At 38.9% G+C, this 25435-nt stretch carries 25 protein-coding genes and 1 riboswitch; of the genes, 18 read left to right on the top strand and 7 right to left on the bottom strand.

From position 1 onward, the window contains the following. Nucleotides 1-97: 97 nt before the first annotated feature. The 3 genes from ACNHOZ_RS15110 to sigI all read left to right on the top strand — a co-directional run bounded on the left by ACNHOZ_RS15110 (nt 98) and on the right by sigI (nt 5277). Nucleotides 98-3121 (top strand): PAS domain S-box protein, encoded by a 3024-nt coding sequence (locus ACNHOZ_RS15110; protein ID WP_255899908.1) that lies wholly within the window; start codon nt 98-100, stop codon nt 3119-3121. 76 nt (nt 3122-3197) lie between these two features. Then, a riboswitch (yybP-ykoY riboswitch) is annotated at nt 3198-3293 on the top strand. 96 nt (nt 3294-3389) lie between these two features. Further along, nucleotides 3390-4205 (top strand): TerC family protein, encoded by an 816-nt coding sequence (locus ACNHOZ_RS15115; protein ID WP_028414185.1) that lies wholly within the window; start codon nt 3390-3392, stop codon nt 4203-4205. 361 nt (nt 4206-4566) lie between these two features. Continuing rightward, nucleotides 4567-5277, top strand: coding sequence for an RNA polymerase sigma factor SigI (gene sigI / locus ACNHOZ_RS15120; RefSeq protein WP_048020318.1), 711 nt, complete (start codon nt 4567-4569; stop codon nt 5275-5277). A 50-nt stretch (nt 5278-5327) separates the two neighbouring features. Here the strand turns inward: sigI and ACNHOZ_RS15125 are convergent, their stop codons facing one another. The 3 genes from ACNHOZ_RS15125 to phaQ all read right to left on the bottom strand — a co-directional run bounded on the left by ACNHOZ_RS15125 (nt 5328) and on the right by phaQ (nt 6794). Continuing rightward, on the bottom strand, nt 5328-5525 hold the full coding sequence (locus ACNHOZ_RS15125) for an alpha/beta-type small acid-soluble spore protein (RefSeq protein ID WP_013055933.1): 198 nt from the start codon (nt 5523-5525) through the stop codon (nt 5328-5330). A gap of 143 nt (nt 5526-5668) precedes the next feature. Beyond that, nucleotides 5669-6181, bottom strand: a complete 513-nt coding sequence (gene phaP / locus ACNHOZ_RS15130) for a polyhydroxyalkanoic acid inclusion protein PhaP (RefSeq protein ID WP_014461097.1) — start codon at nt 6179-6181, stop codon at nt 5669-5671. Nucleotides 6182-6353: 172 nt separating this feature from the next. Beyond that, entirely contained in the window at nt 6354-6794 is a 441-nt protein-coding gene (gene phaQ / locus ACNHOZ_RS15135) for a poly-beta-hydroxybutyrate-responsive repressor (RefSeq protein WP_013055935.1), read from the bottom strand. A gap of 392 nt (nt 6795-7186) precedes the next feature. Between phaQ and phaR the strand changes: the two genes are divergently transcribed. The 7 genes from phaR to ACNHOZ_RS15170 all read left to right on the top strand — a co-directional run bounded on the left by phaR (nt 7187) and on the right by ACNHOZ_RS15170 (nt 12392). Next, a complete protein-coding gene (gene phaR / locus ACNHOZ_RS15140) occupies nt 7187-7786 on the top strand; it encodes a polyhydroxyalkanoic acid synthase subunit PhaR (protein WP_028414183.1) in 600 nt (199 codons plus the stop codon). Between the two features lie 81 nt (nt 7787-7867). Beyond that, nucleotides 7868-8611: an acetoacetyl-CoA reductase gene (gene phbB, locus ACNHOZ_RS15145; RefSeq protein WP_014461095.1), complete on the top strand. Its 744-nt coding sequence runs from the start codon at nt 7868-7870 to the stop codon at nt 8609-8611. A gap of 76 nt (nt 8612-8687) precedes the next feature. Continuing rightward, nucleotides 8688-9776, top strand: coding sequence for a class III poly(R)-hydroxyalkanoic acid synthase subunit PhaC (locus ACNHOZ_RS15150; RefSeq protein WP_013055939.1), 1089 nt, complete (start codon nt 8688-8690; stop codon nt 9774-9776). 121 nt (nt 9777-9897) lie between these two features. Then, nucleotides 9898-10086, top strand: coding sequence for a hypothetical protein (locus tag ACNHOZ_RS15155; RefSeq protein WP_080968642.1), 189 nt, complete (start codon nt 9898-9900; stop codon nt 10084-10086). Between the two features lie 248 nt (nt 10087-10334). Beyond that, on the top strand, nt 10335-11690 hold the full coding sequence (locus tag ACNHOZ_RS15160) for a TrkH family potassium uptake protein (protein WP_048020320.1): 1356 nt from the start codon (nt 10335-10337) through the stop codon (nt 11688-11690). Between the two features lie 367 nt (nt 11691-12057). After that, nucleotides 12058-12216 carry a hypothetical protein gene (locus ACNHOZ_RS15165; protein ID WP_028407876.1) on the top strand — a complete coding sequence of 53 codons (159 nt, stop codon included), beginning with the start codon at nt 12058-12060 and terminating at the stop codon, nt 12214-12216. A gap of 2 nt (nt 12217-12218) precedes the next feature. Next, nucleotides 12219-12392 carry a hypothetical protein gene (locus ACNHOZ_RS15170; protein WP_014461091.1) on the top strand — a complete coding sequence of 58 codons (174 nt, stop codon included), beginning with the start codon at nt 12219-12221 and terminating at the stop codon, nt 12390-12392. Nucleotides 12393-12417: 25 nt separating this feature from the next. Here the strand turns inward: ACNHOZ_RS15170 and ACNHOZ_RS15175 are convergent, their stop codons facing one another. Continuing rightward, on the bottom strand, nt 12418-14187 hold the full coding sequence (locus tag ACNHOZ_RS15175; protein ID WP_048020322.1) for a B12-binding domain-containing radical SAM protein: 1770 nt from the start codon (nt 14185-14187) through the stop codon (nt 12418-12420). 193 nt (nt 14188-14380) lie between these two features. On the opposite strand from ACNHOZ_RS15175, the gene ACNHOZ_RS15180 reads away from it, so the two are divergent. The 8 genes from ACNHOZ_RS15180 (at nt 14381) to ACNHOZ_RS15215 (ending at nt 23740) form a co-directional block, all read left to right on the top strand. Further along, complete coding sequence (locus tag ACNHOZ_RS15180) at nt 14381-15100, top strand: FadR/GntR family transcriptional regulator (protein WP_048020324.1); 720 nt, start codon at nt 14381-14383, stop codon at nt 15098-15100. 138 nt (nt 15101-15238) lie between these two features. Further along, nucleotides 15239-16759, top strand: coding sequence for a nicotinate phosphoribosyltransferase (locus ACNHOZ_RS15185; RefSeq protein ID WP_033578365.1), 1521 nt, complete (start codon nt 15239-15241; stop codon nt 16757-16759). Nucleotides 16760-16794: 35 nt separating this feature from the next. Continuing rightward, complete coding sequence (gene nadE, locus ACNHOZ_RS15190) at nt 16795-17625, top strand: ammonia-dependent NAD(+) synthetase (RefSeq protein ID WP_048020327.1); 831 nt, start codon at nt 16795-16797, stop codon at nt 17623-17625. A 282-nt stretch (nt 17626-17907) separates the two neighbouring features. Continuing rightward, nucleotides 17908-18627: a (Fe-S)-binding protein gene (locus ACNHOZ_RS15195; protein ID WP_028414177.1), complete on the top strand. Its 720-nt coding sequence runs from the start codon at nt 17908-17910 to the stop codon at nt 18625-18627. 17 nt (nt 18628-18644) lie between these two features. Then, a complete protein-coding gene (locus tag ACNHOZ_RS15200) occupies nt 18645-20084 on the top strand; it encodes a LutB/LldF family L-lactate oxidation iron-sulfur protein (RefSeq protein ID WP_028414176.1) in 1440 nt (479 codons plus the stop codon). Beyond that, nucleotides 20062-20775 carry a LutC/YkgG family protein gene (locus ACNHOZ_RS15205; protein ID WP_028414175.1) on the top strand — a complete coding sequence of 238 codons (714 nt, stop codon included), beginning with the start codon at nt 20062-20064 and terminating at the stop codon, nt 20773-20775. The genes ACNHOZ_RS15200 and ACNHOZ_RS15205 overlap by 23 nt, the downstream gene beginning before the upstream one ends. 285 nt (nt 20776-21060) lie before the next feature. Continuing rightward, nucleotides 21061-23217 (top strand): PAS domain S-box protein, encoded by a 2157-nt coding sequence (locus tag ACNHOZ_RS15210; protein ID WP_205826955.1) that lies wholly within the window; start codon nt 21061-21063, stop codon nt 23215-23217. A 19-nt stretch (nt 23218-23236) separates the two neighbouring features. Further along, nucleotides 23237-23740, top strand: a complete 504-nt coding sequence (locus ACNHOZ_RS15215; protein WP_028414173.1) for a methylated-DNA--[protein]-cysteine S-methyltransferase — start codon at nt 23237-23239, stop codon at nt 23738-23740. Here the strand turns inward: ACNHOZ_RS15215 and ACNHOZ_RS15220 are convergent, their stop codons facing one another. The 3 genes from ACNHOZ_RS15220 to mtnA form a co-directional block, all read right to left on the bottom strand. Continuing rightward, complete coding sequence (locus tag ACNHOZ_RS15220) at nt 23741-23905, bottom strand: hypothetical protein (protein ID WP_014461081.1); 165 nt, start codon at nt 23903-23905, stop codon at nt 23741-23743. It lies immediately after the preceding gene. A 74-nt stretch (nt 23906-23979) separates the two neighbouring features. Next, a complete protein-coding gene (locus ACNHOZ_RS15225; protein ID WP_080968643.1) occupies nt 23980-24219 on the bottom strand; it encodes a hypothetical protein in 240 nt (79 codons plus the stop codon). 123 nt (nt 24220-24342) lie between these two features. Beyond that, complete coding sequence (gene mtnA / locus ACNHOZ_RS15230) at nt 24343-25401, bottom strand: S-methyl-5-thioribose-1-phosphate isomerase (RefSeq protein WP_048020331.1); 1059 nt, start codon at nt 25399-25401, stop codon at nt 24343-24345. Nucleotides 25402-25435 lie beyond the last annotated feature (34 nt).

The following is a 25435-nucleotide window of genomic DNA, read 5'->3' on the forward strand; positions in this document are numbered from 1 at the left end:
CTATTTCATGTGTCTGCTTTCGGAATAAATGATCGTAATATAGTTCTTATAAGGAGAGTTAGATAGAAGAAGTAACGTTAAAGTGAAAGGAAAGAAAATGATTTCAATTACTGGTCACTATAATGAATTTACCGTATTTCTTGCTGTCATTGTAGGGATTCTTGCCTCTTATACAGCACTTGATATTGTGAGCAAAATGATGAAAAAACAGCGGAACAATTATTTGTGGCTCATACTGTCAGCAACTTCAATGGGGCTTGGAGTGGGGGCGATGCACTATATTGCGATGCTTGCTTATTATGTTCCTGTTAGCTTTCATTTTGATGCTGTACTTTCTGTCCTTGCTTTAATAATAGCGATTAGCGGATCATTAGTTGCGTTTTGGACATTCTGGAAATGGCGCACGTCGGTATGGTCAGGGCTCATTTTAGGAAGCAGTATTCTGGGTACACATTATATTGCCATGGCAGCAATCGAAACAGAAGCACACATTCATTATGCCGTGCTATCTGTTTTGCTTTCTATCATCATCGCTCTGGTCGTTGCATTTTATGCGATGCACTTGTTTTTTCGGTCAAAAAATGTAAAAGCTAATCCATTCCTTAAACTTGTTAGCTCTATTTTACTGGGCATTGGCATTTCAGCTATGCATTTTATCAGTATGTATGGAATGAAGCTCCATATTGAACACTCAGTTGTTAGAAGATGGGGACAGTGGCTGCCGTATCAAGCGCCATTTTCCAATATGATTGCAAGTATCACGATTACGCTACTTATTGTCTTCCTGCTTGTTGCTGCTTTTAAGCGTCAGGAAGAAGTGAGGGACAGTCAATTAAAAGAAGAGTATTATCAATCTCTTTTTAACTACAATCCCAATATTGTGTGTGCAGTTGATTTGTACGGCAATATTCAAACGATTAATCCAAAAGGAATCGAGCTGACAGGATACACGTTAAATAAAATGGAGAAAATTCCGTTTCCCTATATGTTTAGAGAAGCTGAAAAAGCTGAAGAATATATGTGGAAATCCCTGAGTGGAGACTCTGTTTATTATGAGGCAACGCTCATTCGCAAAGATAATCAGCCTGTATATGTTGAAGTAACGCAAATGCCTATTATTGTTCATGGTCAAATTAAAGGCAGTTACGTCATCGCCAAAGATGTAACAGACCGAAAAAAGGCTCAACAGCAGCTTCTGGATTTACAAAAAGATTTAAAACGCACGCTTTCACAGCAAGATGGTACTATTTTTAAATTTGTGAAGAACAGTAAAGGGTATGTCTATACGATGTGCGAAGGCAAAATGATTCGTGAAATGGGATATGAGGAAATAGATGTTGTCGGAAAAACACCTGAGGAATTTTTACCTGAATCCTACGCAAGGGATAATAGGAGTTACTATGATAAAGCATGGGCGGGAGAGAAAGTGTCGTATGAAGTACTTTTGAACGACTTTGCTTACTATACGAAATTAACACCTCATATCTACAAAGGAGAAGTACAAGAAGTTATTGGTTCTATAGTAGATATTACTGATCTTCACGAAGCAAGAGAAAAGCTGGCTAAAAGTGAAAGCATGTATCGATCCGTTCTTTCTACAATGTCAGAAGGCGTGGTGTTTCATGACCTTGAAGGTAACTTAATTGCTGCCAATGCATACGCTGCTAAGATTCTAAACGTGCCTTATGACCAAATGTTATCGGTTAACCCGTTTGGTTTAGACTGGGAAATTATTCATCCTGATGGCACAGCTTTTGCACTCGAAGATATTCCATCTGTCCGCTGTCTTCATACAAAAGAGCCTGTGCGAAATACAGTCATGGGCATTTATTTAAATGAGAAAAAGTTGACTTGGCTTTCGGTGAATGCTGAACCTCTGCAAGAAAGCAAATATTATAAAGGCGTAGTTGTCACATTTTATGATATTACAAAGCAGCAGGAACAAGAACAAGACCTGCTTCATTCCAATCAGCAAATGATTATAGCCAAAGAAGAAGCCGAAAAAGCAAATCAGGCTAAGTCAGAATTTTTATCAAAAGTAAGCCATGAACTTCGAACGCCTTTAAACAGTATTTTAGGCTATGCACAGATATTGGAAGAGCAAGGAGAAAAAGATTTAACAGAAAAACAATTGAATCGTATACGAAAAATTTTAAAAGCAGGTAATCATCTTCTTTATTTAATAAATGAAACGCTTGATTTATCGAAAATTGAATCAGGTCATTTAGTGATTAACCTTGAACCAGTGTCGGTAAAAGAAGCAATTGAAGACGCGCTTAAAATTATGAAACCATTAGCAAAAGATAAGCATAGTATATTTTATACTCGCTTTCACGCATACCAAGAAGTCTTTGTTGAAGTAGATGAACTTCGTTTTCAGCAGATCTTATTAAATCTGCTTACAAACGCCATTAAATATTCGCCCGCTTATCGCGATATCATTATCTATACCGATATTACTCAGCATCACGTAACCATATTGATTGAAGATAGGGGCTTTGGAATTCCAGCTTCAGAATTAAATCGGATTTTTGAGCCTTTCTATCGTGTGAATAGATTAGAAAAAGACGGAACAGGGATTGGGCTGGCGCTTGTAAAGCAGCTTGTTGTCTTAATGAATGGAACGTGCGGAGTGCGAAGTGAAGAAGGAAAAGGCAGTACATTTTGGGTTCGTTTTCCCTTAGTACATCCACCTGTTCCTAAACGCTTATCCAATGAAGGGGAAGCCGAGTCATTTTTAGGTTTTTCCATGCCGATCTCAATTGTGTATATTGAGGATAACGATACAAATATTGAGCTTATGCAATCTATTCTTTCTCCATATAAAAACGTTAAGCTCTTAGTTGCCAAAACAGGAGAAAACGGCATCGGGCTAATCAAGTCCATTTCACCGGATATTGTTTTAATTGATATTGATCTGCCTGATATGAATGGTTTTGAGGTATGCACACAGCTTCAGCTGGAAAAAGAGTTGAAGCATATTCCGCGAGTCGCCTTGAGTGCAAGCGCGATGCAAAGCGATATCGATCAAGCTTTTTTAGTCGGCTTTAGTGAATATGTAACAAAGCCTATTCATATTGCCACGTTTTTAAACGTATTAAAACGCTTAACAAAAGCTTAACAAAAGTTTAGAGGGCTTTTCATTGACTTATTAGTGGACCTTTTGTAAAATAAAAACAACTTAATACATTTACTTCTTACGGAGTAAAGGGGAGTAGCGTCAGGGAAACCTGAAACAAAGTCGTCATTACATGGAGTATTCCATCGGCTTTGTTGGCATAATGATTATGCTTAGCAAGACCTTTGCCATATTTGGCAAAGGTCTTTTTGTGTTTTATTCCGGTAATGAGAATAAATCAACTTATACAAAGAAACGAGAGGGGATTTTTATGGATGCATCGCTTTTGTTAGAATATGGATGGGTATTGCTGGTGCTAGTTGCATTAGAAGGAATTTTGGCGGCGGATAATGCTCTTGTAATGGCCATTATGGTCAAACATTTACCGGAAGAAAAACGCAAGAAGGCATTGTTTTACGGATTAGCCGGTGCCTTTATTTTTAGATTCGGTTCATTGTTTTTGATTTCATTTTTGGTAGATGTATGGCAGCTTCAAGCAATAGGAGCCATTTACTTATTGTTCATTTCCATTAATCATATTGTGAAGCGATATGTGAAAAAAGGTGATCATGAAAAAGTAAAAGAAGCGGACGGAAAAAAGGGCTCAGGTTTCTGGATGACGGTCTTGAAAGTAGAAGTAGCGGACATTGCTTTTGCGGTTGATTCAATTTTGGCTGCTGTGGCTCTTGCCGTTACGTTGCCAACAACCAATCTTCCTAAAATTGGCGGACTCGATGGCGGACAATTCTTGGTGATCTTTGCCGGAGGAATTATGGGACTAATCATTATGCGTTTTGCTGCAACTTGGTTCGTCAAGCTATTAAATACGCGCCCGGGGCTAGAAACGGCGGCTTTTGCTATCGTAGGCTGGGTAGGGGTTAAGCTAGCAGTTTACACTCTTGCTCATCCGGAGTTAGGTATTATTAATGAACACTTCCCTGAATCAAAAGTATGGAAAATTACGTTTTGGGTTGTGTTACTTGGCATAGCAGCTTCAGGCTGGTTCTTATCTAAAAACAAAGAACAAACTGATCTTGAAGGTTCAGAGAAAGAAAAAGACTCATTAAAGAAAATTGAAAATCAATAATACAAAAAAACGCGCTTTTAATGCGCGTTTTTTTGTATTAAGATAAAATACCTAGTTTAAATTGTTTTGGGAAAGGGTAAAAGAACTAACTGATGTTTAATTACTGTATATCCGAATGTTTTGCTTTTTCGTTCATATTCTGTAAAGAACAGAATCAGCGTTGGATAATTCAGTTCAATGAAGTTTATTTCAGTTCATAAACATATATTTCAAATGTATGTTAATTGGTAAAATTGAGCTATTATGGGTTATAATAAAGAGAATTAAAAGGAGCAGAGCGCTTCTTTACCCTGTTCGTCATCAAAAGAATGGATATTAACATGGTATAAAGCAACTGAGTATAGTAAAAGAGGTGAAGCCAATGCTCACAAAAGTTCAAACGCCTCCATCGCTTGAAACGCTTGTACTGACGATTCAGCAAGGGGATAAACAATTACATAACGAAATGATTCAACAATATAAACCGTTTATTGCTAAAGTTGTTTCAGCTGTATGTAAACGTTATATAAGTGAAGCTGACGATGAATTTAGCATTGGTCTGATTGCGTTTAATGAAGCCATTGAAAATTACACAATCCAAAAAGGTCGATCCCTTCTTGCATTTGCGGAACTGATTATTAAAAGAAGAGTCATCGACTATATTCGAAAAGAAAAGCGAAACCAAACGCTGCTCTATAGCCGAATTGAAAATGAAGGTTTTATGCAAGGTAAGGTAGAAAGGGATATATCGCTTTCTAACTATAAAAGGCAAAGTGAAACTTCATATATTCAAGAGGAAATGACTTATTTTTGTCAGACGCTGGAACTGTTTAAATTAACTCTTGAAGATATTATTAACACGTCTCCTAAACATAAGGATGCAAGGGGAAATGCAGTGGAAGTTGCATCTTTTATCGTCAATGAAAAAGAATTAAGAGATAAGCTGTTTTTAAAGCGGCAGCTTCCCATTCGCTTGATTGAAAAGCACGTCAAAGTGAGCCGGAAAACAATTGAAAGAAACCGCAAATATATCATCGCGATGGTTATTATATTAGCGGGGGACTACGTGTATTTGAAAGATTATATTATGTAAGAAAAAGGCACACGCAGGTGCCTTTTTTAGCCATGTTATGAAGTTATGTTTTATTTTTGTGTGCTGCCGCTTAAGTGAGCTTGAGCTTGTTGCACCAAGCGTTTTGTGATTTCTCCGCCTACTGAACCGTTGCTGCGTGCAGCAGTGTCAGAACCTAGAGTTACCCCGAATTCTTGAGCGATTTCGTATTTATATTGATCTAAAAATTGTTCTACGCCTGGTGTTAATAGTTTATTTGTTCTAGCCATGATTAGTCATCTCCTTTTTTAGTTGTACAGCAGTTCACTGCTGTACCTGTATTATTTGCTGTTTACTATTTTGCATACTGGTAATGGTTTGCAAGAAAGTATAAAAAAGCCCAGCTTTCAAAGAAGCTGGGCTTTTTTATATATTATTTTACAACTGCATATTGCTCAAGAGACTGAGCAAATGATTTTTGAAGAGATTTTACTTGCTCTACGTATGCATCAGATACGTGTTGGAACTCTTGACGCGTTTTCTTTTGCTCTTCTACTAATTGTGTTACTACTTGATGATATTGTTCTTGAGCTTGCTTTACTAAAGAATAGCTTGATTTGCTTTGGTTAAGAGAAAGCTCTTGTAATTTATTTAATGCTTCATGCGTGCGGTTTGTCCATTCTTCATAAGAATCGGCAACAGCGTTACCAGCTGTTTTACGTAAGTTTTCAACTGTTTTTTGTTGAAGATCTTCTAATTCAGCTTTCCACTGTTTGTCTGTTGCTTGAAGTTGTTCAACTGCTTTTGTTACAAATTCTTGCTGTTGCTCAAGTGCTTTTAACGTCCATTGCTCAATTTGTTTGTTTCCGTCTGCAATGTTTTGTAACCCCTTTGTCCATTGTTCCCACATTGCATCAATTACTGTATCATACTTTACTGTTGACATAATCAAATTCCTCCTTGAATAATTTGGTCTGGCGAACAGTTATCGTAATGAACAAAACGTTAAAGAAGAAATTCGTAGTTGTGTAATAAACCTAACATTCCGCGCTCGCTGGTTGACCGTGAAATTTATTTAACATTATATTAGGAAACGCAGATGTACTGCGTGAATCCCTTTAATCGTTTTCTTCCTCTTTTGATTCTTTTGACTTTTTAGAAGAAGAAGAGCTAAAAGGGAACAACATGTCGGTATACATGTGAAAAAATGAATCTAACATGTTTTGATACTGTTCAAGTGAATTAGCCCACATGCTTAAATATTGTTCACCGGCATCTGTTAATGAGTAAATCCGGCGTGCAGGTCCTTCAGCTGACGTATCCCATTGCGATGTAATCAAGTTGTCTTTTTCAAGCTGTCTCAGCGTGCGGTAGACATTTCCTTGATCAACTGATGTGAATCCAAAGCTCATTAGTTGCTGAATGAGCTTGTAACCATGTAGATTCCAACCTCTTAAACTTAAAAGAAGAAAAGGAACCATCAAGTTTTTTGGTGCACCGCTAATCGATTTTTCTAAGTTGTTTGAATTAGAGGTGTTATCTTTTTCACTTGATCCCAAGGTAATCACCCCTTCGAAAAAAGAGAATTTGTTTTCTATATGTGTAATTTACACCTAGATGAAAAAATTGTCAACACTTTAAAACAGGTCTTTCAAATACAGGAAAAAAGAACGATTTTTTGAATTTCGACAAAAAGCGTCAAAAAAATTCAAAAATAAACAAAGATTTAGAATTGTTTATTTTGGAAAACGAATTTATAATAGTACATGTAGGTAATTTTTATAACATTTATAATTTGTTGGTAAGTGAATTGTGAAAAGATTTACATTATCCAATAAATAAACGCAAAATTGGTTGCGTTTACTTAGAGCTTCTAATATGTCGCTTGTCACATTAAGTGTCCATATTGAAAGCCATCACTTTTAACGTACACAAGAAAGGAGATGGAGTTTTGGAACAGCAAAAAGTATTTGATCCGTTTCAAGCATGGAAAGACGTATATGACAAAACCGAATCTTACTGGGGTAAAGTTATTGGGGACAATATGAATCGTGAAGAATTTTCCCAGCTCATGGGAAATGTGCTAAATATGAACCTTCAATATCAACAAGCAGTAAATGAAGTAACGGGGCGCTATCTGCACCAAGTAAATGTACCCACAAAAGAAGATGTAGCAAACGTTGCGTCATTAGTCATCAATGTGGAAGAAAAAGTAGAATTATTAGAAGAGCAATTTGATGATCGTTTTGATGAATTAGAAGCACAGCAAGAAAGTGCATCCGCTTTGAAAAAAGATGTAACTAAGCTGAAATCTGATGTCAAATCATTAGACAAAAAACTCGACAAGGTTTTATCTCTTCTTGAAGGGCAGCAAAAAACACAAGACGAGTTAAAAGAAACGATTCAACAACAAATTAAAACTCAAGGTGAGCAGCTTCAGGCTCAGCTGTTAGAAAAACAAGAAAAATTAGCTGAAAAGCCAAAGGCAGAAGCTAAAGCTGAAGCAAAACCATCAAACGCTCAAAAAACTGAGCAGCCGGCTCGCAAGTAGGGCATAGGGGATTTTAAAACAACATTAACTGCTGTATTTACAGTAAAAATCATCGCTGAAGAAGCAAGGGGGAAATTTTTCATGACAACATTACAAGGTAAAGTAGCAATCGTAACAGGCGGATCTAAAGGTATTGGGGCAGCAATTACACGTGAGCTTGCTTCTAATGGAGTAAAAGTAGCAGTAAACTATAACAGCAGTAAAGAATCTGCAGAAGCAATTGTAAAAGAAATTAAAGACAACGGCGGAGAAGCTATTGCGGTTCAAGCTGACGTGTCTTATGTAGATCAAGCAAAACACCTAATTGAAGAAACAAAAGCTGCGTTTGGTCAATTGGACATTCTAGTAAACAATGCTGGAATTACGCGCGACCGTTCATTCAAGAAGTTAGGTGAAGAAGATTGGAAAAAAGTAATTGATGTAAACTTACATAGCGTATACAACACAACATCAGCTGCGCTAACGCATCTTTTAGAATCTGAAGGCGGTCGTGTTATCAATATTTCATCAATTATTGGTCAAGCGGGCGGATTTGGTCAAACAAACTACTCAGCTGCTAAAGCAGGTATGCTAGGATTCACTAAATCATTAGCTCTTGAACTTGCTAAGTCAGGCGTAACAGTTAATGCAATTTGCCCAGGATTTATTGAAACGGAAATGGTAATGGCAATGCCGGAAGAAGTTCGTGCAAAAGTTGTTGCGAAAATTCCAACTCGTCGCTTAGGGCACGCTGAAGAAATTGCACGCGGAGTTGTTTACTTAGCAAAAGACGGCGCGTACATTACAGGACAACAGTTAAACATTAACGGCGGCTTATACATGTAATAGATGCTGGCCCTGACTTTTGTCGGGGCTGTGCTTGTTAACTAACTACTAATGAAATGAAAGGGTGTGTATATTCGTGGCAATTCCTTACGTGCAAGAGTGGGAAAAACTAATCAAATCAATGCCAAGTGAATATAAAAGTTCTGCAAGACGTTTTAAGCGTGCATATGAAATTATGACAACAGAAGCGGAACCGGAAGTTGGATTAACACCAAAAGAGGTTATTTGGAAAAAGAACAAAGCGAAATTATATCGCTATACGCCAGTAAAAGATAACCTTCACAAAACACCAATTCTACTCGTATATGCACTGATCAATAAACCGTATATTTTGGATTTAACACCTGGAAACAGCCTTGTTGAATACTTATTAAACCGCGGTTTTGACGTGTATTTACTTGACTGGGGAACTCCTGGACTTGAAGACAGCAATATGAAGCTAGATGATTATATTGTGGATTATATTCCAAAAGCGGCGAAAAAGGTGCTGCGCACTTCTAAATCTCCTGATTTGTCTGTTCTTGGTTACTGCATGGGCGGAACTATGACATCTATTTTTGCTGCATTAAATGAAGACTTGCCGATTAAAAACTTAATTTTTATGACAAGTCCATTTGATTTCTCGGATACAGGTTTATACGGAGCATTCCTAGACGACCGCTACTTTAATTTAGATAAAGCAGTAGATACATTCGGAAACATCCCTCCAGAGATGATTGACTTTGGAAACAAGATGCTAAAGCCAATCACAAATTTTTACGGTCCGTATGTAACGCTGGTGGATCGTTCGGAAAATCAGCGTTTTGTTGAAAGCTGGAAGCTAATGCAAAAGTGGGTTGCTGACGGAATCCCATTTGCTGGTGAAGCTTATCGTCAGTGGATTCGCGACTTCTATCAACAAAACAAATTAATCAATGGTGAACTTGAAGTTCGCGGCCGAAAAGTAGATTTGAAAAATATTAAAGCTAATATTTTAAACATTGCTGCTAGCCGTGATCATATTGCGATGCCGCATCAAGTGGCAGCTTTAATGGACGCTGTTTCAAGTGAAGATAAAGAGTACAAATTGCTGCAAACAGGTCACGTATCTGTTGTATTTGGTCCAAAAGCAGTGAAGGAAACATATCCTTCAATCGGCGATTGGCTAGAAAAGCGCTCTAAATAAAATAGAGACGAGGCTGGGACAAAAGTATTTCAGCCGAAGTGAAAAACGAACCATTGATATCAGTGGTTCGTTTTTTTGTTATGGTGAACGCAGGATTCAAGTATGCAGTTGCTTCTAGCTGGTGATTGGAGGGCAAGGCGAAGACTCCTGCGGGGAAAGCGGAACAGGTGAGACCCCGCAGGAGCGTAAGCGACGAGGAGGCTCAGCGGTCGCCCGCGGAAAGCGAAGTCTTGCACGAAAATCAACAGCGGTGTCTCCAGTGTCCATACGAGCTCATGTAGCCCATTTATTTGTCTTTAGATTAGATTAGATTAATTTAATTATGTCTCGACCTCGTTTTTTTGTATAAACAGACAATATTGAGTGAAGGTTCTTTATGCGGCTGCTTGGATTTATGATATCTAATGACAAGTGAGGTGACTTCTTTTATACTAATGTAGTCACCTTCTTGAACATGGGATTTTTTACATGGATATTGCGATTCGTGTAACAATGAGTATGCTTTGGGAAGAAAGAAGAAAACTATTAGTATTATAACAAAAAAAGGAATGTCAGATTATGCCGCAACCATGGAAACGACGAGTAAGGCAGATGTCTTCAGCTCAAATTATTGTTACATTTTACATAGTGGCTGTTACGCTTGGATTTCTATTGCTTAGTATTCCAGAAGCTTTAAAGCCGGGAGTGAAGTTAGCATTTATTGATCGCTTATTTATTGCCGTTAGTGCGGTAAGTGTAACAGGGCTGACACCTGTTTCTACTCCGGATACATTTAGTACGACGGGCTATTTTTTGCTCGCTTTTATCTTTCAAATCGGTGGTATTGGCGTGATGACACTCAGTACATTCATTTGGATGATTTTAGGTAAAAAAATTGGTTTGAAGGAACGTCAGCTCATTATGACAGATCATAACCAATCCCGTTTATCAGGATTAGTTGACTTGATGAGAAACATTTTATTTATTATTTTTGCTATTGAACTAGTTGGCGCCATTATTTTAGGATTACATTTTCTCCGTTACTATTCGAGCTGGACAGATGCGTTTCTGCATGGTTTCTTTGCTTCTGTCAGCGCTACAACAAATGCCGGCTTCGATATTACAGGATCTTCATTTATTCCGTATGCCCATGATTATTTTGTACAAGTGGTAACTGTTATTTTAATTACGCTTGGAGCGATTGGATTCCCTGTGTTAATTGAGATTAAGCACTATTTTTTAACATTTAAAGATAAGCGTAAATTTCAATTTTCTCTATTTACGAAGCTAACGACCATTATGTTTTTTCTGCTGTTAGCAGGGGGAACAATTTTAATTCTTGTGCTAGAGCATTCAGGGTTTTTAGCAGATAAGTCTTGGGATGAATCGTTCTTTTATGCGTTTTTCCAATCCGCTGCTACAAGGAGCGGAGGAGTGGCGACCATGAATATTAATGAGTTTTCACTTCCTACGTTAATTATGATGAGCGCGATGATGTTTATCGGTGCTTCACCGAGCTCAGTAGGAGGAGGAATTCGTACAACGACGTTTGCATTAAATATTCTTTTCCTGTTTTATTACGTAAGAGGAAATAAGACGATTAAAATCTTTCGCCGCGAAATTCATGAAGATGACATTATCAAATCAGTAGCCGTGTCGATGTTAGCTGTGATCATTTGCTCGATTTCTCTTCTTATTTTAAGTATTACAGAACATTTTTCTCTCATTGAGCTTATTTTTGAAGTGTGTTCAGCTTTTGGGACAACCGGTTTATCAATGGGCATTACAGGAGGGCTTTCTGATATCGGAAAATGCGTTATTATGGTTTTAATGTTCATTGGCCGAATTGGCATGTTTTCATTTATCTTAATGCTTCGCCGTCCAACGTCTGGACCGGATTATCACTATCCGAAAGAACGTATCATTATTGGATAAAAGAGGCTGGGACAAAAATATGTTAGTTGAAGGAAGATCTGAACGAGTTTGTTTCTTGATTAAGAATCCAACTCGTTCGGGTTTTTTTATTATGATGGTGAACGTAGGTTTCATGTAGCTGCTTCTAGCTGTTGATGGGAGGGCGAAGCTTATCGACCGCCCGCGGAAAGCGAAGCCTTGCACGGAAATCAACAGCGGTCTCACAAGCGGTTCAAGGCATTTATCCTAGTTGTTCGTATTTAGAGTAAAGTAATTTTGTTATGTTTCAACCGCTTTTTTACAGCTTTTTCTGCTTATATTGCTTAGCAAAAGGCGCATTCTAAGAAAAGGAAGTTCAATGGACTTCCAAGCATAGGAGGGATACATGATGGCAAAGCGTAAAGTAGGATACAAATCAGCACTAACTAACAACAATACACCAAAAGAGAGCCTTTCAGATGCAGAATTTTCTGCTGAATATGCTGGCGGCGAGGAGCCGGCTAAAGGCGCGAATCGCAATTCTAAAAAAGGAAAGCAAGGTAAGTAACGATGAGCAAACATAAACAAAATAATAAGCACATCGCGAGCACCGAAGCAAAACAAAAACAATTACTCCAAGAAGAGTTTGGAACGGAAATGGGCGATCCGAACGCAGCTAAAATATATGAATCCCTTGGAAAGACAAAGTCTGATAAAGAGCATGAAAAGAAAAAAGAATGCTAAAAAAAAACCTCGGATATCCGAGGTTTTAGCTTACAACTGGAAGACCAAATGCTTCTACAGGTGCTGAATAAAGTTTTGTATCATTTGCTTTTTGATCATAATAAGCAAGAAGAACAGATGGTTGTTCATTGATGTGTCCCGTTTGTTTATAATACATATAATCAAATGGAAGAATCTCTAAAACAGTGTGCTTGTATAATTCTTTTTCAACAAGCTGTTCAGCTTCAAAAGCCTGTCCCATGATAGAAGGATTAGCAAGCATTTGCTGATAGTAATGAGAACGGACTTGTTTTTCTACTTTATCGTCCCACCAAGGCTTACGAGGTTTATGCTTTTGGTTTTGTAAATAATCAATTTTCATAAACCCTTCAATCACGTCTTCATTTGAAAAACTTTCTGTTTGAATATACTGGTTAAGGCGTCTGAATAAATCTTCAAGCTGATGACCAATTCGAACCCAGCCCATTTCATCCCAATACGTCCCAAAGTTTTGGAAGAAATCAAAAGGCGTATCATAGCAGTGTTCTACTAAAAATTCGATTGTTTCATCCATTCGGTGGTCATTCCAAAACTTTTCTAAAATATCTTCTACATGCTTGATGCGTACGACATCTGAAAATGGCAAGACGTTATTGCTTAAAATTTCATAAGGCGACTGATCCATGTATTGATAATTATAGCGAGGCGCACTTAAACGTAAGCCAGTGCCGCGAAGCATTTTTAAAAAGCCTAGCTGAAGCTCTTCAGGACGAAGTGCAAATACATCATTAAACGTATTTTTAAATGAGTTGTAATCTTCGTCTGGCAGACCCGCGATTAAATCCAAATGCTGATCAATCTTTCCACCTTCTTTTACCATTGTTACGGTGCGCGTTAATTTCTTGAAGTTTTGTTTGCGTTTGACTAGTTCATTAACGGCATCGTTGGTAGATTGAACGCCAATTTCAAAGCGGAATAATCCTTTTGGCGCGTTATCGTTTAAGAACTGAATAACTTCTGGGCGCATAATATCGGCAGTAATTTCAAACTGAAATACGGTACCTTCACGATGTTCATCAATTAAAAATTGGAACATTTCCATGGCGTAGCTGCGGCTGATGTTGAACGTGCGGTCTACGAACTTAATTGTGCGCGCTCCGTTATCCATCAAATAGCGAATATCTTCCTTTACTTTTTCTCGGTCGAAATAACGAACGCCTACTTCAATAGAAGAGAGACAGAACTGACAGCTAAATGGACAGCCGCGGCTTGTTTCAATATACACAACGCGTTTTGAAAGTTCTTGGCGGTCTTCTTCAAAACGGAAAGGAGAAGGCATTTCGCGCAGATCAATTTTATTGCGCTGTGGGTTAACAACTGGTTTTCCTTCTTTTCGGAAAGCCACGCCGCTTACGTTTTCAAACTGACGCTCGCCGTGAAGTTCATCTAACAGCTGCTTAAATGTTTCTTCACCTTCACCAATAGCGATAAAGTCAGCTTCAGGAATACGCTCTAGCCAGTGAGTTACATCATAGGTTACTTCTGGTCCACCGAATATAATGATGAGCTCGGGATTGATCTTTTTAAGCATTTGTGCGACTTTAATCGTTTCTTCAATATTCCAAATGTAACAGCTGAAACCAATAATATCTGGGTTGCGTTTATATAAATCTGTGACAATGTTCATAGCAGGATCTTTAATCGTATATTCGGCCATATCCACTTTATAGTCAGGCTCGGCATAGGCTTTTAAACATCGAAGGGCTAAAGAAGTATGAATATACTTCGCATTCAATGTACTGACAACAATGTTCATTCAAAAAGCTCCTTTTAACTCGTAATATGAAATCAATTTACTATTTTAGCACATTTGAGAAATAAAGTATAAATACCTTTGCACTTTTGTTGTGGCGGGGAAAAGATTTCGGTAAAATGTAACAGAAACGTAAAAGAAGAAAGAGTCTCGGTTAATATGAACCTTGGTGAACGAAAAAAATGAGGTGGAAAACGTGGAATATAAGCGAATTAAGCCAAAAAAAATATACGAAGAAGTAGCCGAAACGCTTCTTGAGAATATAAAAGAAGGCAGCTTGAAGCCTGGAGACCGTTTGGATTCAGTGCAGCAGCTGGCGGAAAACTTTCAGGTAGGACGCTCAGCTATTCGTGAAGCTCTTAGCGCTTTGCGAGCGATGGGGCTTCTGGAGATGAAGCAAGGGGAAGGCACATTTGTACGCGAATTTAACTCAGACATGCTGTCTTTGCCTGTAACTAGCGCTGTATTAATGAATAAAAACGATATTGAGCATTTGCTTGAAGTGAGAAAAGTATTGGAAATTGGAGCTGTTCGAGCGGCAGCTCAAAAGAGAACGGATGCGGACCTTAAACAGCTGTCTAATAGTCTGGAACAAATGAAAGGAGCGTTTGGCAATGAAGAACTGGGAGAGAAAGCAGATTTTGCTTTTCATTTAGCCATTGCCAAAGCCTCACAAAACCCTCTTTTAGTGAAGCTTATGAATAACGTATCAGAAATGATGATTGAAACGATGAAAGAGACAAGACGCATCTGGCTTTATGCAGAAGAGAAAACGGCTGAACGGATTTATAAAGAGCATCAGCAAATTTATGAAGCTATTCTTTCTCAGCATGCAGAAGATGCTCAGTATTTTATGATGAGTCACCTTGATAATGTTGAACATGTACTAATGAAATACATACCGGAAGAAAAATAACGCCATTTCAGGCAGAAAAGTGCGCTCTAAACAACAGAAAAACTAAAATTCAAGCACCTTCCGATAATTTATGCTTGCTCTATTGTGAAAAGATTTACATAATAGAAACTAGGATTGTCAAATGGAGGGTTACAAAGTATGAAAAAGCAATATAGAGATGATAGTCTAGCTTTGCATACAGATCTATACGAGCTGAATATGGCGCATACGTATTTTCAAGACCAGATTCATAAACGTCGTTCTGTATTTGAAGCTTACTTTCGTCGGATGCCGTTTGAAAGCGGTTATGCGGTGTTTGCCGGGCTAGAAAGAGTAATTGATTTTATTGCTAATTTCAGATTTAGCGAAACGGACTTAGATTATTTATATGAAGAATTACATTATGAAGCGGAGTTTATCGACTATCTAAAACAGGTTCGATTTAGCGGTAATATTCGTTCGGTCGTAGAAGGCGAAATGATTTTTGCTAATGAACCGATGCTGCAAATTGACGCTCCTTTAGCAGAAGCGCAGCTTATTGAAACGCCGCTTTTAAATATTTTAAATTTCCATCCGCTGATTGCCACAAAAGCATCGCGTATTCGCTTAGCCGCGGGAGAAGATAATTTATATGAACATACGGGTACAAATCAGCTTATGGAATTTGGTTCAAGAAGAGCACATGAGCTGGATGCTGCTTTTTACGGGGCAAGAGCTGCTTATATTGGAGGCTTTGACGCAACCAGTAATGTAAGAGCGGGAAAAGTTTTTGGAATTCCTGTGTCCGGCACTCACGCCCACGCGCTTGTTCAAGTCTATCGTGATGAATATAGTGCGTTTAAAAAATATGCCGAATCACACCGTAACTGTATCTTTTTAGTAGATACATATAATACGTTAAAATCAGGTATTCCAAATGCTATTAAAGTAGCAAAAGAAATGGGAGAACGAATTAATTTTATCGGTATTCGATTAGACAGCGGAAGACTTCCATATCTTTCTCAAGAGGCAAGAAAAATGCTTGATGAAGCGGGCTATCATGATGTGAAAATTTTCGCTTCGAATGACCTTGATGAGTACAGCATTCTAGATTTGAAAGCGCAAGGTGCCAAAATTGATGGATGGGGAGTTGGAACAAAGCTCATGACGTCCTTTGATCAGCCGGCGCTAGGAGCGGTGTACAAGCTGGTTTCGATTGAAGATGATCATGGAAACATGGTGGATACGATTAAGCTGTCAGAAAACCCCGAGAAAATTTCAACTCCTGGTCTAAAAGAAGTATATCGAATTGTAAATCAAGTGAATCACAAATGGGAAGGCGATTATATTACGATGCAAGACGAAGTGCCGAATGAAGAGCAGCATTTAAAAATGTTTCATCCTATTCATACGCACGTCAGCAAGTTTGTCACGAACTTTAACGCACGTAAAATTCACCAGCCAATCTTTGCACAGGGAAAGCTTGTGTATGAGCAGCCTACCATTGAAGAAATGAGAGCCTACTGCTTACAAAACTTAAAGCATCTATGGGATGACTACAAAGTTATTACAAAATCGAACGAAGATGTATTTCGTCCTACAGAGTACCCAGTAGACTTAAGTACAAACTGCTGGGATAACAAAATGCAAAATATCGAAGAGACTAGAAGCAAGTTACTATCTGATACCGTACTTGTGTAGATTCCGTCAGCTAGTAATGAGAGGAGAGTTTTTTTATGAAAGAGCTACAAAGGCAAATTATTGAAGAAATGCATGTGAAAAAAGAAATTAATCCCGCGGAAGAAATTCGCCGCAGCGTTGATTTTCTGAAATCCTACATGAACAAATATCCTTTTTTACGTTCGTTTGTACTAGGTATTTCCGGCGGCCAAGATTCTACGTTAACTGGAAAGCTGGCGCAGCTAGCGGTTAATGAGTTGAATGAAGAAGCCGAAGAAGAGCGCTATCAGTTTATTGCTGTTCGTCTTCCATACGGTGTGCAGGCAGATGAAGCAGACTGTCAAGATGCACTTGCTTTTATTCAACCAACAAAATCTATTTCTATTAATGTAAAACCAGCAGTAGATGCGATGCTTTCTGCTGTTGAAGAAGCGGCAGATGATAAAGTTTCCGACTTCAACAAAGGAAATGTAAAAGCACGTGAACGAATGATTGCGCAATATACGGTAGCAGGCATGTACAGTGGAGTCGTACTTGGAACGGATCACTCCGCTGAAGCTGTTACAGGATTTTATACAAAATTTGGTGACGGAGGAGCTGACTTAGTGCCTATCTTCCGTCTAAACAAGCGACAAGGGAAACAAATGCTAAAAGAATTAGGCTGTCCCGAGCATCTATATATGAAAAAACCAACGGCTGATTTGGAAGAAGATCGTCCACAGCTTCCGGATGAAGAAGCGCTTGGCGTAACGTATGAGCAAATCGACGATTATTTAGAAGGCAAAGATGTAGGTGAACATGCAAGTAACGTCATTGAAGGTCACTTCTTAAAAACGCAGCATAAACGCCAATTGCCAATCACAGTGTTTGATGATTTTTGGAAATAAATAAGTAAGAAGCTGAGACAAACGTAGTTTAGTTGAAGGAAGATCCGAACGGTTTTGATTCTTGATGGAGAATCAAATTCGTTTGGATTTTTTTAATAATAGGGCAAACGTAGGTTTCACGTGTCTCAATTTCTTATTATTTTGTGGGAAAAATATCAAACAAAGAAATGTATTTTTGAAAAACTAGTGAAATTAGAAAAACATAGGAGTATAATAGCATTAAGTCATCTGATGACCTGTTAACTAAAAGAAGTAAAATGATCAGCTTGGAGGGAGCAAATGATGAAAGTATCTTTATTTGCCACATGTTTGATTGATATGTTTCAAACAAATGTAGGAAAAGCGACGGTAGAATTGTTAGAACGATTAGGATGCGAAGTGGATTTTCCAAAGAGTCAAGTATGCTGCGGGCAGCCTGCGTATAACAGCGGTTACGTAAAAGAATCAAAAGAAGCAATGAAAAACATGATAAAAGCGTTTGAGCATGCAGAGTACGTTGTATCTCCATCAGGCTCGTGTGTGACAATGTTTAAAGAGTATCCCCATCTTTTTAAAGGTGATGCTGCATGGCATGAGTCTGCCGTGAAGCTTGCTGATAAAACGTATGAGCTAACGGATTTTATTGTAAACGTTTTAAAAGTAGAAGACGTGGGAGCCAGCTTAAATGGGAAAGCTACTTATCATTCTTCCTGTCATATGACGCGTTTGCTAAACGTAAAAAAAGAACCTTTTACACTATTAAACAATGTAAAGGGTCTTGAAATGGAGAATCTTGAAAACAGTCATAACTGCTGCGGATTTGGCGGGACGTTTTCGGTTAAGATGGGGCAAATCTCTGAACAAATGGTCGATGAAAAAGTGGGCTGTATAGCTAAAACAAACGCGGAGTACTTAATTGGAGCTGACTGCGGCTGTCTTATGAATATTGGAGGAAGAATTGAACGAAAAGGACAGCCTGTAAAAGTGATGCATATCGCTGAAGTGTTAAATAGCAGAATGTAAAGAAAGGAGAATACCGAATGTCTATGAAAATAGGAAACGATCAGTTTAAAAAACGCGTCGATGACGGAGTCAATAATGCGTTTATGCGCTTTGCGGTTTCAGGTGCTCAAGAGCGCTTAAGAAGCCGTAGATTAGATGCGGCGGAAGAATTAGGGAACTGGGAAGAATGGAGAGCGCTTGGCGAAGAAATTCGTCAGCATACGCTTGAAAATTTAGATTACTATTTAGAGCAGCTCACGGATAATGTAGCTAAACGCGGAGGCCACGTTTTTTTCGCTCAAACAGCTGAAGAAGCGAATGAGTACATAAAAAATGTAGCGAGGCAAAAGCAGGCAAAGAAAGTCGTTAAATCCAAGTCAATGGTTACAGAAGAAATTCATATGAACGCTGCTTTAGAAGAACTGGGCTGTGAAGTTATTGAAACGGATTTAGGAGAATATATCCTGCAAGTAGATGATCACGATCCGCCTTCTCATATCGTAGCTCCTGCACTTCATAAAAATAAAGAACAAATTAGAGATGTATTTCAGGAAAAGCTTTCTTATAAAAAAACGGAAAAACCTGAAGAACTAGCTCTTCACGCCCGGGAAATGCTGCGAAAAGAATTTTTATCAGCTGATATTGGTATCACGGGATGTAATTTTGCGATTGCAGAATCTGGGTCTATTTCACTTGTAACCAATGAAGGAAATGCAAGGTTAACAACTGCCCTTCCTAAAACGCAAATTACGGTTATGGGAATGGAACGAATTGTGCCAACGTTTGAAGAGTTTGAAGTGTTGGTAAGCCTGTTAACTAGAAGTGCAGTAGGTCAGCGGCTTACAAGTTACGTAACAGCGCTTACAGGACCTAGACTTCCAGGAGAAGTAGACGGACCGGAAGAATTTCACCTAGTGATTGTAGATAACGGACGATCTGCGATTTTAGGAACTGAGTTTCAATCTGTTTTACAGTGTATTCGCTGTGCGGCATGTGTGAATGTATGTCCCGTGTATCGCCATATTGGAGGGCATTCATATGGATCTATTTATTCAGGTCCGATTGGAGCTGTATTATCCCCTTTGCTTGGAGGCTATGAAGACTACAAAGAGCTTCCATATGCTTCAACTCTATGCGCAGCCTGTACGGATGCCTGTCCGGTCAAAATTCCGCTGCATGAGCTATTACACAAGCACCGTCAGCGAATTGTCGAGAAAGAAGGAAAAGCACCTATTTCGGAAAAGCTGGCGATGAAAGCATTTGGCTTGGGAGCAGCTTCTTCTTCTCTATATACAGTGGGCGCTAAAGTAGCACCGGCAGCTCTTACTCCTTTTATGTCAGGAAGCAGTATTTCCAAAGGGCCTGGTCCATTAAAAGCGTGGACGGAAAGCAGAGAGTTTCCGGCGCCTACAAAAGAGCGCTTACGAGATTGGTTTGATAAAAGGAGTGATGATGATGAACGGAAGCATTCAAAATAGAGACAGTTTTTTAGACAATATTGCGGCTAATCTTAAGCGAAGCAGGCGAACAAGCGGCGTAGTAAAGCCCCAATGGAAGCATGCTCCTCAGCATGAGGTCTACCGCAGCTATTCGCCAGATCAATTAAAGAAAGAGCTTGAAAACCATTGCGAACGTATTCATACTCGCTATGTAGAAACATCATCACAACACTTGCCAGCTGTCCTTGAGGAAGCCGTAGCGAACTATGGAAATGGTCTTGTGAGCACGTGGGATGATCCTAGGTTTTCCGAATATGGATTGAATCTGCTGATGGAGAAATGGGAAACAAGCAGTAGCCTTCATGTATGGAATTCTGCAAAAGGCGATGAGAATATTAAACTAGCTGAACAAGCAAATGTAGGCATCACATTCAGTGATTTGACGCTAGCGGAATCCGGCACAGTTGTTTTGTTCAGCAGCGCTGCAAAAGGACGATCGGTCAGTTTGCTGCCGGCCACTTATATTGCGATCATTCCTCAAAGCTCCATTGTCCCTCGCATGACACAAGCTGCTGAAATGATTCATGAAAAAGTAGAGCGAGGAGAAACGATTGCTTCTTGCATTAACTTTATTACGGGACCGAGCAATTCAGCTGATATTGAAATGAATCTAGTCGTTGGCGTGCATGGACCTATTCAAGCCACTTATATTGTAGTGAATGATCGATAGAGACTGGGGAAAACGTATTTTAGCCGAAGTGAAAAACGAACCGTGAATCAAACATGTTGATTCACGGTTCGTTTTCTTTGTTATGTTGAGCATAGGTTTCATTTTGTTATGTCCCAGCCTCTTTTATTCATGCTCCTTTTTTAAATAACGGGAGAATGTGAAGAAATGTCGCATTTTGAATAAACGTGACTAATTTTAAAAAGGTAAAAAGCAAATCTTGTAGAATACTAAGTCTATAGATAAAAGGTGGGGAAATGGGAAGTGCAAAAGAAAGGAGCAATGAGCATGTCACCACACAGAGAATTAACATCTGAAGCTGCGCAAAAGCAGCAAGGTGAATTAGAGCAGCTACGAGCTATTTTTAATGACGTATTAGATGCCATTGTCGTATTTGATGAGTATTTTCAAGTTATAAATGCCAATGAATCAGCCTGCGGGCTGTTTGAAAAAACAAAGGATGAGCTATTAACGTATCAAATGAAAGATTTTCTCATGTATTTTCCGTATGACATGATTGAAGCGTACTATCCAGCGCTTTTAGAAGAAAGCTATTTCAAATATGAAGGCGCGATGACGCTTCAAAGCGGCATGATGAAACATGTTGAATTTACTTCACACAAACATAGTCACATGTCGGGCATTATTGTGTGTACATTTCGAGATATTACGCAGCACAAGATGATGGAAAATGAAAGGTTTATTAGTCATCATATGTTTATGGATGTATTTAATGAAGCGGTAGATGGAATTGTTATTTTTGATCGAACTGGTCAGCTTATCGACGCGAACCCTTCATTTTGCGAGCGATTAAATTATACAAGAGCACAGCTTTTAACCAAAACGTTAGAGGAGCTTGTAGAACCTACTTATCATTATAAAGTGAAAAAATTATGGAGAACTCTGCATCAAGAAGGAAAGACAAGCGGTGAGCTGCCGATTAAGCTCGAAAATGGAGACGTTACTTTTTTTGAATTTACCACAACGGCTAATATATACAGTCAATACTATATGTCCATTATGAGAGACGTGACGGAAAAACGGCTGATGGAGCAGCAGCTGTTGAGAAGCGAAAAAAATTTCAGGGCTATTTTTGAAAATGCGATTGAAGCCATTTTGATTTGGAAAGACGATGGGGAAATCTTAAACGCTAATCTTGCTTCGTCCCGTACTTTTGAGCTGCCGTTGAACAAATTGATTGGAAGTAATTTGTATACGTTTATCGATAAGCAAAGCTTTAGTGCATTAAAAATGCTGCAAACATTTCAAAAAGAAGGAGAAATTCGCAATCAGCTTCCTTTTTACATGCCAAATGGAGAAATCAAACAGTTGGAATTCACGGGGAAAAAAGGCATTATAGAAGGAGACCATTTAACCATTTTTCGAAACATTAGTGAACGTACAAAAATCGAACAAGAGCTTCGGAATAACGAAGAGAAATTCAGACAGATTTTTAATGGTTCGATCGATGGGTTAGTTTTATGGGACGGCAAGCGAAATATTATTGATGTGAATTCTTCTCTTTGTGATATTCTCGAACTCAGCAAAGAGGAGATTTGTGCGCATTCCATGGAGGATTTTATTTCTTCAGCGAATTTAGATGCGGTCATTGAGCATAAAGAAACAATTGAGCAAAAAGGGGAAGCTGAAGGAGAGATTACGTACGTTACGGGGAACGAAAAAGTTAAAAATATCGAATTCTCTACGAAAAAAGATATCTTGCCAGGTCTATATATGACGCTTTTAAGAGACGTAACGGAACGAAATCAAATGCAGGAGCAGATTCGGAAATCGGATACGCTTCAAGTAGTCGGACAGTTAGCAGCTGGGATTGCGCATGAAATCCGCAACCCGATGACGGCTTTAAAAGGGTTTGTTCAGCTGCTAGAAAGCAGCATTCAAGAAGATCACTCTCTTTATTTTGATATTATTAAATCCGAATTAAAAAGAATCGAAACTATTATTACAGAGTTTCTAGTACTCGCTAAGCCACAGGCCGTAAAGTTCGAAAAGAAAAATCTAGCTGCGGTTGTTAAAGAAACGATTGATTTATTAAATGCTCAAGCGCTTTTAGAAAATATTCAGTTTGAACTAAGTGTGTCCCCTCAGCTGCCAATGGTATACTGCGAGCCGAACCAAATTAAACAAGTACTAATAAATGTAATTAAAAATGCAATTGAAGTCACGTCAAACGGGGGAAGAATTTTTGTTGAAGTCTATTCTACAGAGCCGCACTACGTGACGGTCTCCATTCGAGATCAAGGAGACGGAATGCCCGAAGAGCGCATCAAGCGCTTAGGAGAGCCATTTTATACGACAAAAGAAAAAGGAACGGGGCTCGGTTTGATGGTCTCATATAAAATTATCGAAGAACATAAAGGGCGAATTGAAGTGGAAAGCAAAATAGGAGAAGGAACAGCTTTTCGTGTTATTCTTCCAGCCTAATTAGAAAGGATAAGCGAGTATGTACTATGGAGAAATGAACTTATTTTCTGATTTGAAAATTTATATTGTAGCCTCGGAAAAAGGGGTTCAACATATTTGGTTTGATAGTGATGATCACAACGAGCAGCTTAAAAAACTTGTCCATGACGAGAATTATCACCTTGTGAAAGAAGCGAAGCGGCAGCTTCAGGATTATGCTGAAGGGCGCACGCTAACATTTGATGTGCCTTTGGATATAAAAGGAACAGACTTTCAAAAAGAAGTGTGGTTAACGCTTAAAGGTATACCTTATGGACAAACGTGGTCTTATAGTGATGTAGCGGAGTCTGTTAATCGCTCTAAAGCCGTAAGGGCTGTGGGACAAGCGAATCGTCGAAATCCACTGCCTATTATTTTACCTTGTCACCGTGTTATTGGTAAAAATGGAGCTTTAACAGGTTATGCAGGTTCCCAAACTCATATAAAAGAAAAACTATTAATGCTTGAAAGAAATGTAGCAAAAGGCGCTCTGGAGTTAAAATAACTATTCACCGTCTAATTTCCAGCCTTCTCCCTGCACAAAAACACCGTCAATTTGCTGAGGAGAAGGGAGGGAATTTAGTTCTTCATCTTTGGATAAATCGAATAGCTGATATTGCTGCTTACGATTCAACGCTTTGTTTTTATCCGTTTTTTGCTCTGCACTCATTTTTACTCCTCCTTATTCAAAAAGAATCCCCTATAATATATGTAGAAAAAGCAGAGAGTACTGTTACAATTGTGTTACAAATGCAGCCAAAAAGCGCTGTTTAATGAAAAAGGTTGAGACATAACAAAATCAATGTCATCTAAAGATGAACAACTCGTATACATGAACTGAACCGCTTGTGACACCGCAGTTGATTTCCGTGCAAGACTTCGCTTTCCGCGGGCGGCCGCTGAGCCTCCTCGTCGCTTGCGCTCCTGCGGGGTCTCACCCCTTCGGTTTTTCCTGCAGGAGTCTTCACCTTGCCCTCCAATCAACTGCTAGAGGGAACGAAACAGATAAAACGATATTTACCATCACAAAAAAACGAACCACTAATCAACACGTTGATTAGTGGTTCGTTTTGCAGTGGGACAAAATACTTTTGTCCCAGCCTCTTGTTATTGAGCAGATTGCAGCAAAACTTTTTGAATGGATTCAAAAGACGGGGAATGGATAACTCCATGCTCTGTAATAATGGCCGTAATCAGTTCGCTTGGCGTCACATCAAAAGCTGGATTGTACACAGAGATTCCGTCTGGAGCAATTTGCGTATCTCCAATGTGCGTTACTTCTTTAGGTGAACGTTCTTCAATAGGGATGCTGCTTCCGTCTTGAATAGATAAATCAAATGTGGACTGCGGCGCTGCTACGTAAAATGGAATACCGAATGCTTTCGCTAAAAGAGCAAGTCCATACGTTCCAATTTTGTTAGCCGTATCGCCATTTGCTGCAATGCGGTCAGCACCTACAATGATCCCATTAATTCCTTTTGTTTTAATGGTATGAGCAGCCATATTATCCGTAATCAGCGTAACGTCTACTCCCGACTTCTGAAGTTCCCATGCTGTTAAGCGAGAACCTTGAAGAACGGGTCTTGTTTCACAAGCAAATACTTCAAGCGGAATATCGCGCTGCTTAGACAAGTGAAAAGGTGCTAATGCTGTTCCATAATAAGCTGTAGCAATTGAACCAGCATTACATATTGTCATGATTTTATCTTTCTTTTTAAATAAAGAAAGGGCATGATCTCCAATTCGGTAGCACGTTTCTTCATCTTCTACTTGAATTTGAATCGCTTCATGAACAACTTTTGTTTTAGCTTCATTAACGGACGAAGCGGATTCAGCGCTTTTCGCTACGCGCTCCAGTGCCCAAAATAAATTGACGGCAGTCGGGCGTGAACTAGCTAAATACTGTTGATCTAGAGCTAGCTTTTTGTTAAATTCCTTGACTGAATCCGTGTCATAGCTAAGCGCAGAAAGAGCAAGACCAAAAGCCGCCGTAATGCCAATTGCAGGGGCTCCGCGTACTTTCAAGGTAGTGATAGCATCCCATACGTCTTTAATGGTTTGCAGCTTAATATATTCAACTTTGCCAGGAAGCTGCTGCTGATCTAATAAAGTAATATATGATTCATTCCATTCCACTGAGCGCGGAAGTGATAGTGTATTTGTCATGCTGATACCGATCCTTTCATTGTGTACATTATTC

It is taken from the genome of Priestia sp. D51, from assembly GCF_053345675.1.